A 6,285-nucleotide genomic window follows, 5' to 3' on the forward strand; every position below is an offset into this window, starting at 1 on the left:
ACCGGCCGCAGCGGGCCGCACTCCTCGGCGAACGCGGGCGGCTCCGAGCAGACGAGCTGGACGAGTTCGGCCGCGCTGTGCACGGGGGTCGGGGCGGTCCCCCGGCGCGCGCGGGGGGGGGGCGCGCCCCGCCCCCCCCCGCCGGGGGGGGGGGGCGGGGCCTCGCTGTCGTGCCTCGCGCGATGGGAGCCGGCGGTTACGGGATGCGACGGTTACGGGATGCGGGCGACCGCCGCGTAGATGCCGCTGCGCTCCTCCTCGGGGCGGGGCTCGTCCTTGTACCACTCGGGCGCGGTGACGAGGCCGGGCTCGACCAGGTCGAGCCCCGCGAAGAACCGCTCCGTCTCCTCGCGCGTGCGAAAGCGCAGCGGGATGGTCCCCTTCTTGTACGCGTCCTTCACGGTGTCGACCAGCTCGGCCGGGTGGAAGTCGGTCGTGCCGTGGGAGAAGATCAGCAGGCTCCCCGAAGGCAGCGCGTCCACCAGCGTGCGGACGATCGCGTACGGGTCCTCGGCGTCCTGGATGAAGTGCATCAGCGCGATGAGCGACAGCACGATCGGCCGGTCGAAGTCCAGGATCGTCCTGGCGTGCTCCACGATCGTGGCAGGGTCGCGGACATCGGCCTGGATGTAGTCGGTCGTGCCCTCGGGCGTCGAGATGAGCAGCGCCTCCGCGTGCCGGAGCACGATCGGGTCGAAGTCCGTGTAGACGATGCGGGCCCTCGGGTTCACGCGCTGCACGATCTGGTGCAGGTTCGGCTGGGTGGGGATTCCCGTACCGATGTCGAGGTACTGGTCGAAGCCCTCGTGCGCCGCCCAGGCGACGGCGCGCTGCATGAACGCGCGGTTCTGCCGGGCGGCGGCCTTGGAGTCCTCGGGCAGCTTGTCGCCGACGGCCTGGTCGACGAGGTAGTTGTCCTTGCCGCCCAGCAGCCAGTCGTAGACCCGCGCCGGGTGCGGCTTGCTGGTGTCGATCCGGGGCTTGGGCGTGCCGTGGGTCATGGAGGACTCCGTTGTGCGAGGGGCCGTGGGACGCGAGTGACGTGAGCGACTCGGTCAACCCAAGAGTGCCGTACGTACCGCAGGTAGGGGGAGCAGGGCCGGAAGATCCGGGCCCTGCCCGCTGTCCCCTGCTCCTTGCCGGTCGCGCCTCGCCGTGGTCAGGGGCGCAGGAGGGTGGCGAAGGCGCCGCGCACCGCGGTCCCGTCGGGCAGGCTCCAGCCGGCGGTGACCTGTGCCAGGACGGTGCCTGTGCTGGTGCCTGTGCTGGTGCGTGTCCCGGTGCCGGGAGCGTCGTGGCTCTCCGTGTCCGCGGGGGGCAGGTCCGTTCCGGCCGGCTCCGTTCCGGCCGGGTGGGGCCTGAGGACGCGGTGGACGCGGAGAGTCGCCGCTGTCCCGTCTTCCGCCGGTACGCGCACCTCGGCGCCGAGCGGCCCGTCCACGGCGGTCAGCGGCGCCCGGCCGAGCGCGGCGGCGGCCGGCACGGCGCCGTCGGCCCGGTCCGCCACGACGGTCGGGTCGGGAGTGTCGCTCTCCCGCTGGGCCTGCGCCTCGGCCGTGCCGCGGAGCAGCGCGTACAACTGCCCGAGGAGGACGGGGTCATGGGCCCCGTCGTACACCCAGCGGGTGCCGAGTACGCCGTGCTCCATGGTGCCGACGAGGGCGTGCTCGCCCCCTTCGAGCGGCGTGGCGCGGTAGGTGAACGGCACCTGGTAGGCCACGGGCAGCGGCCCGGAGACGTCGGTGACGACCATGAACTCGATGCCGACCTCGCCCTCGGGGTCGTCGAGGCGGTAGCCGCCGGCCCGGTCGAGCTCGGGGCCGCCCGCGCCGCCGAGGAACCAGGGGCGCCCCGGCAGCCAGCCGGCGAGCAGTTCGAGTTTCGTGGGCACCAGCGTCGTGCGGTGGATCACGGCCATCTCAAGAGCGCCTTTCTCGGGGGCTGTCCGGCTCGGCGGCCATCCTGCCAGGGTCTCCGTCAGGAACCAGGGTCTCGGTAGGAAGCGGGGTCTCGGTCGGGAACCAGGGTCTCCGTCAGGAAGCGGGGTCTCGGTCGGGAAGGGGGCCGGATCGACGGGCCGGGCGGTGGGGCGGCACGGGCGCCTCGCATGATGGACGCACGACGAGAGAGGCCGCGCGCAGCGTGGCCGCGAAAGGGACGCGATGCGGATACTCGTGGTCGGGGCCGGTGCGACCGGTGGCTATTTCGGGGCTCAACTGGCCGCCGCGGGACGCGATGTGACGTTCCTCGTGCGCCCGGGCCGGGCCGCCGCGCTGCGGGAGGGCGGTCTGGTCGTCCGCAGTCCGCGCGGAGATGTCCGGGTGGGGCGGCCCCGGCTCGTGACCGCGGACGAGCTGCGGGCGGACGGGCCGCGGGCGGAAGGGCCGGAGGACGCGAAGGGCGCGGACCGGGGCGGCGCCTACGATCTCGTGCTGCTCGGCGTCAAGGCGTACGGCCTGGACGGTGCGATCGAGGACATGGCGCCCGCGGTCGGCCGGGACACGATGATCCTGCCGATGCTCAACGGCATGCGGCACATGGATGTGCTGGACCAGCGGTTCGGCGCCGCCGCGGTGCTCGGCGGGGCGTGCTACGTGGCGACCACGCTGGCGCCCGACGGGTCGATCCACCAGCTCAAGGACATGCAGCAGCTGCTGTTCGGCGACCGCCAAGAGCCGGGCTCCGAGCGCATTCACGCGGTGGAGGCCGCGCTGCGCGACGCCGGTTTCTCGGTACGGCTGCTGGCGGACCCGGTGGCCGCGATGTGGGTCAAGTGGGTCACGCTGGCGAGCCTCGGCGCGATCACCTGCCTGATGCGCGGCGCGATCGGCGAGGTGGTGGCGGCGCCGCGAGGCGAGGAGTTCGCGCGGGGCGTGGTGGACGAGTGCCTCGCGGTGGCGGAGGCCTCGGGCAGCCCGCTGACCGACGCCCGCAAGGCGGAGGTGTACGGCGCGATGACGGAGCACGGCGCGCCGACGACGTCGTCCATGTACCGCGACCTGCGCGCGGGCAACCGGGTGGAGGCCGACCAGATCGTGGGGGACATGGTCGAGCGGGGCGCGGCCCTGGGCGTCGCGACACCGCTGCTGTCGGTCGCGTACACGCACCTGGGCGTCTACCAGGCGTCCCTGGCGTAGGCGGGTTCTTCGCACGGGCGGGGCCTTTCGCGGAGAGGCGAGCGTGGTCTGCGTGGCCCACGGACCTGGGGTTTTCGCGTCTCGGCGCGCGGCGGCGGCCCGTGCGGGGGATGGTGGGACGTGGGCGCCGACCGGGTACACGTACGCCCGCGTGCGCTCACGGGACGACGCGGCACGCGCGAGCGGCCGGACCGGCGAAGGAGCGGAGGCGCGGATGGCTGGCGACAGCGAGGGCAGGGACGCCGGGAACGGTGGAGACGCGGCGGCCGGTACGGGCGGGGAGAGCGGCGCCCGCGCGGCCGGGCGGGGCGCGCTCTGCCTGGTGACCGGCGCGACCGGCTACATCGGCGGCAGGCTCGTCCCCGAACTGCTGGCGGCCGGGTACCGGGTGCGGTGCCTCGCCCGTACACCGGAGAAGCTGCGCGACTACCCGTGGTCCGGTGACGTCGAGGTCGTCAAGGGCGACGTGTCCGACGAGGACAGCGTCGGCGCCGCGATGGACGGCGTGGGCATCGCGTACTACCTGGTGCACGCCCTCGGGCAGGGCAAGCGCGACTTCGAGGAGACGGACCGGCGCGCGGCCCGCGCCTTCGGGCGCCGGGCGCACGCGGCCCGTGTGCGCCGCCTGGTCTACCTGGGCGGACTCACCCCCGCGGGGGTGCCGGAGCGTGAACTCTCGCCGCACCTGCGCTCGCGCGCCGAGGTCGGCCACATCCTGCTCGGCTCCGGGGTGCCGACGGCCGTGCTGCGGGCCGCCGTGATCATCGGCTCCGGCTCGGCCTCGTTCGAGATGCTGCGCTATCTGACCGAGCGGCTGCCGGTGATGGTCACACCCAGCTGGATCAGGACGCGCATCCAGCCCATCGCCGTACGGGACGTGCTGCGCTACCTCGTCGGCGCGGCGGACCTGCCCGCCGACGTGAGCAGGCCGTTCGACGTCGGGGGACCCGACATCGTCACGTACCGCGACATGATGCGGCGCTACGCGCGGGTGGCGCGCCTGCCGAGGCGGCTCGTGGTCACCGTGCCCGTGCTGACGCCCAGCCTCTCCAGCCACTGGATCGGCCTGGTCACGCCGGTGCCGTCCGGGATCGCGAAGCCGCTGACGGAGTCGCTGCGGCACGAGGTGGTGTGCGCGGACCACGACATCGCGCGGTACGTTCCGGACCCGCCGGGCCACCCGTACGGCCTGGACCGCGCGATCGAGCTGGCGCTGCGGCGGGTGCGGGAGGCGAAGGTGGCCACCCGCTGGTCCTCCGCCTCGGTGCCGGGGGCGCCGAGCGATCCGCTGCCGACCGACCCGGACTGGGCGGGCGGCAGCCTGTACACGGACGAGCGGGAGGCCCCGGTGGACGCCACACGCGCGTCGCTGTGGCGGGTCGTGGAGGGCATCGGCGGGGCCCACGGCTGGTACTCGATGTCGGCGGCCTGGGCCGTACGGGGCCTGCTCGACCGCTTCGCGGGCGGGGTCGGCCTCAGGCGCGGGCGCAGGGACGACGAGCACCTGCGCGTCGGCGACTCGCTGGACTTCTGGCGGGTCGAGGAGATCGAGCGGGGCAGCCTGCTGCGGCTGCGCGCCGAGATGCGGATGCCGGGGCTCGCCTGGCTGGAGATGCGCACCGAGCAGGACGACGCCGGCCGTACGGTCTACCGCCAGCGCGCGCTGTTCCACCCGCGCGGCGCCCTGGGGCAGGCGTACTGGTGGAGCGTCTACCCGTTCCACGCGCTGGTCTTCGGCGGCATGGTCCGCAACATCGCGGCCGCGGCCCGCGCCCTGGACCACGAGGGCACGTCGCCCACCGCACCCGCCTCCGCGCGGGCCACCTCGCGCCGGGCCGGCCTCGGCACCCGGCCGGGACCTGGCGTCCCCCCGGCCTGAGCGCGTACGAGCCCGCGGGCCGGGGAGACCGGCCTGAGTGCCTGAGTGCCTGAGTGCCTGAGTGCCTGGGCGGCTGAGTGCCTGGGTGGCTGAGCGCGTGCGAGCCTGCGAGCCCGCGGCGCGCGGTCGGGCTCAGCAGCGGCGGTCGCGGTACCCGGACTCGCCGGCCGGCACGACGTCCCGGTCCCGCAGGGTCAGCGACAGGGTGCGGCCCCAGCGCGCGCAGCCGGCGCCGAAGCTCTTGGCGTCGTACTCGATGTCGAAGATCCGGTCGTGGTACGCGGACGCGAAGCCGCCGCACTCGCCGTAGCGCGCGCACTCCTCCACGACGGCGAAGTCGAAGCCGATGTCACGGCGCCGGTCCAGCAGTTCGCCGGTGTTCTTCTGCGCCACGGCCAGACCGTCCCGGTGCGCGCGGGTGGCCAGCAGCGCGGCGAACGCGGCGGCGTCGGCACGGCTCAGCAGCCCCCGGGAGCGCTGGTACGAGTCGAGGTTGTCGGGCTCCACGGCGTCGAACCCGGCGCGTGCGCAGCCGTCGACCCACCCGCCGACGACACCGAGCAGCGCGGCGCGCCTGGCCGGGGTCGAGATGTCGAGCAGCGGCTCGTCCCAGTCCTCGTCCACGACGAGCGCGCCGTGCGGTTCGTGGCCCTCGCGCAGCAGTAGGTCGGGGTGGTGCGTCCGCCACCAGTCGGCGGTCTCGCCGCCGGGCTGGGCCTGGAAGGCGTTCACGTAACAGATCGAGTAGAGCCCCGCGGCGGGCCGCGCCGACCGGTCACGCGAGACGACCCGTACCCCGGCGGGCGGCCGGTAGGCCCCGCCCAGCTGGTAGTCGAACGCCGCCCCCGCGGCCGGGAGCCGGACGGCGGAGGGCGAGGCGGCGCCCCGCCCGCCCGTGCCGGCCCCGCCCGACGAGCAGCCCACGAGAGCGGCGAGGAGCAGGGCTACGGAGACGGGCACGGAGATCCCGCGCGCGACCGCACGGGGCGTGCGGCGGCGGGGCGGGCGCGGGGAGAGACCGCGTCGGACCGGAAGGTGCATCACACCAGTTTCCCGGACCGGGACGAACGCGGACCGCCCGTTCGCGCTGTCGGCCTCCGGCCCCCGCGGAAGACAGTATTCCGGGGGTGGAGTGTCCCAAGTGCCACACTTTCCGCAGGACGGGTCGATCCCATGGCGGCGCGCCCGGGCGGGACGTTAGAGTCGCTGGGTGCTGACGCGAGCACACCGCGTCACAGAAGATCCAGCCTCTTCCCTTCGTTTCCCCCT

At 74.6% G+C, this 6,285-nt stretch carries 5 protein-coding genes; 2 read left to right on the plus strand and 3 right to left on the minus strand.

Going from position 1 to position 6,285, the window contains the following annotated elements; genetic code table 11:
- Positions 1 to 212: 212 nt before the first annotated feature.
- Positions 213 to 1,001, minus strand: a complete 789-nt coding sequence (locus LCE31_RS34895; protein WP_225021719.1) for an SAM-dependent methyltransferase — start codon at positions 999 to 1,001, stop codon at positions 213 to 215.
- A 158-nt stretch (positions 1,002 to 1,159) separates the two neighbouring features.
- Positions 1,160 to 1,918: a maltokinase N-terminal cap-like domain-containing protein gene (locus tag LCE31_RS34900; protein ID WP_225021721.1), complete on the minus strand. Its 759-nt coding sequence runs from the start codon at positions 1,916 to 1,918 to the stop codon at positions 1,160 to 1,162.
- Positions 1,919 to 2,162: 244 nt separating this feature from the next.
- Between LCE31_RS34900 and LCE31_RS34905 the strand changes: the two genes are divergently transcribed.
- Both LCE31_RS34905 and LCE31_RS34910 read left to right on the plus strand, forming a co-directional pair.
- Positions 2,163 to 3,137 (plus strand): ketopantoate reductase family protein, encoded by a 975-nt coding sequence (locus LCE31_RS34905; RefSeq protein ID WP_225021724.1) that lies wholly within the window; start codon positions 2,163 to 2,165, stop codon positions 3,135 to 3,137.
- Between the two features lie 214 nt (positions 3,138 to 3,351).
- On the plus strand, positions 3,352 to 5,016 hold the full coding sequence (locus LCE31_RS34910) for an SDR family oxidoreductase (protein WP_225021725.1): 1,665 nt from the start codon (positions 3,352 to 3,354) through the stop codon (positions 5,014 to 5,016).
- Positions 5,017 to 5,148: 132 nt separating this feature from the next.
- Here LCE31_RS34910 and LCE31_RS34915 read toward each other — a convergent pair whose 3' ends face one another.
- Positions 5,149 to 6,057: an endo alpha-1,4 polygalactosaminidase gene (locus tag LCE31_RS34915; protein ID WP_263632658.1), complete on the minus strand. Its 909-nt coding sequence runs from the start codon at positions 6,055 to 6,057 to the stop codon at positions 5,149 to 5,151.
- Positions 6,058 to 6,285: the final 228 nt, after the last annotated feature.

This window comes from Streptomyces sp. 8L, assembly GCF_020176795.1.
In the GTDB taxonomy this organism is placed as follows: Bacteria; Actinomycetota; Actinomycetes; order Streptomycetales; family Streptomycetaceae; genus Streptomyces.

Coding starts and splice junctions, on each gene's coding strand:
- LCE31_RS34895 (WP_225021719.1), bottom strand. CDS start 1,001: ATGACCCACGGCACGCCCAAGCCCCGGATCGACACCAGCAAGCCGCAC.
- LCE31_RS34900 (WP_225021721.1), bottom strand. CDS start 1,918: ATGGCCGTGATCCACCGCACGACGCTGGTGCCCACGAAACTCGAACTG.
- LCE31_RS34905 (WP_225021724.1), top strand. CDS start 2,163: ATGCGGATACTCGTGGTCGGGGCCGGTGCGACCGGTGGCTATTTCGGG.
- LCE31_RS34910 (WP_225021725.1), top strand. CDS start 3,352: ATGGCTGGCGACAGCGAGGGCAGGGACGCCGGGAACGGTGGAGACGCG.
- LCE31_RS34915 (WP_263632658.1), bottom strand. CDS start 6,057: ATGCACCTTCCGGTCCGACGCGGTCTCTCCCCGCGCCCGCCCCGCCGC.